The sequence below is a fragment of the Methylobacterium sp. B1 genome, assembly GCF_000333255.1.
Taxonomy (GTDB): domain Bacteria; phylum Pseudomonadota; class Alphaproteobacteria; order Rhizobiales; family Beijerinckiaceae; genus Methylobacterium; species Methylobacterium fujisawaense.
In genome coordinates, this window is record NZ_BACT01000996.1 from 1 (window position 1) to 1,664 (window position 1,664).

1 protein-coding gene is annotated in these 1,664 nt (G+C 72.5%); it reads right to left on the bottom strand.

The window, feature by feature from the left end; all coding sequences use genetic code 11:
* Positions 1–628: 628 nt before the first annotated feature.
* The coding region (locus I53_RS27715) for a GGDEF domain-containing phosphodiesterase (protein WP_043357061.1) at positions 629–1,664 on the bottom strand (1,036 nt) is incomplete at its 5' end.

A 1,664-nucleotide genomic window follows, 5' to 3' on the forward strand; every position in this document is an offset into this window, starting at 1 on the left:
CGGACTTTCACGGCCTCAACCGCGGAGCGCTGTGAACCAGGGCCGGGCGACCTCGGAGCGGGTGGCGCGCCTCGGATGGCTTCGCTGCGCGCGTGAAACCTGGACGCCGGCGTCGTCCGAGCGCTTCACGCGGAATCCGTATCGGACCGCCCGCCGCGCGTGCGGCGCGGGGCATCGACAGCCTGCGGCCCCCAGGTCCGCAGCCGATTCTCCGTCGGTCGGAGCCGGGGGATCAGCCGATCGCCCAGAAGAGCGGCAGGGCGCCCGCCAGGAACAGCGCGGAGGAGATGAGCACGGCGACGCGCTCGCGATGACGGAGGAGGAGGGCGTGGGGCTGGGCGAACATGCGATGAGGGCGCTGGGTGAGCCGGATCGGCGGTGCGCGGTCATGCTGGCCTGCGAACCTTGACGGATCGGGGGCAGGTCACGTCATCCACAGGCGGTCGTCGTCGGGTGTCGCGGCCGCGCCACAGAGGCCGGCGCGGCGCCCGCGGTCCCGGCGGACCCCGGAACGCGTCGAGGCCGCAGGGCGGCTATCGCCGCCGTGAGACGCCGGCCGATCGGGCGGCCCGATCCGGCCCCGCATCGACCGTCCGGGCTCCGGGCCGTCGTCGATCCGCAGCGTGCCTCAGGCGACGGCCGCGTCCGGGCGGCCCGGTGCCACGAAGCCTTCGCGCGCACCGATCTGCTCGGCGAAATGCTCGATCGGCTGCGGCTTGCTGATCAGATAGCCCTGGGCCTCGTCGCACGCCTCCGCGGCCAGGAAGCGCATCTGCGCATCCGTCTCGACGCCCTCGGCCACGACGCTCATCCCCAGGCTGCGGCCGAGCCCCAGGACCGCGCGCACGATCACCGCGGCCTGCGCGCTGACCTCGACATGGCCCACGAACGACCGGTCGATCTTGATCTTGTCGAAGGGGAACGCCTGCAGCGTCGCCAGCGACGAGTAGCCCGTCCCGAAATCATCCATCGCGATGGAGATGCCGAAGGCCTTCAGCCGACGCAGGATGCCGAGCGCCCGCGCCATGTCGTTGATGATCAGGGTCTCGGTGATCTCGAGTTCGAGCCGCGTCGGCGCCAGGCCCGTCTCGGTGAGGATGGCCAGGATGCGCTCGGGCAGATCCGCCTGCTGGAACTGGCGCGGGGACAGGTTCACCGCCACCTTCAGCGGACGGGACCACCGCGCCGCCTCCCGGGAGGCGGCGCGCAGCACCCACTCCCCCAGCAGCAGGATCAGGTCGCTCTCCTCCGCCAGCGGGATGAAGGCATTCGGCGGCACCAGCCCGCGGGTCGGATGCTCCCAGCGCACCAGCGCCTCGAACCCGAGGAGCCGACCGGTGGCGGTGCTCACCTGCGGCTGGTAGTGCAAGATGAGTTCGTCGCCCTCGATCGCCTGGCGCAGATCCCGTTCCAGGTCGCGCCGGGCCGCCTCGGCCTCGTCCATCGTGGGCTCGAACACCCGATGGGTGTTCCCGCCCTCCGCCTTCGCCCGGCAGAGGGCGAGATCGGCGCGCCGGAACAGCGTCTCGCTATCGGGACCGTGGCCGGGCGCCTGCGCGATGCCGACGCTCAGGCCCACCTTCAGCCGCTGCTTGCCGAAGCGGATCGGCGCCTGCACCGCCGCGATGAGGCGCGCCGCCAGGGTCTCGGCGTGGGCGGGATCG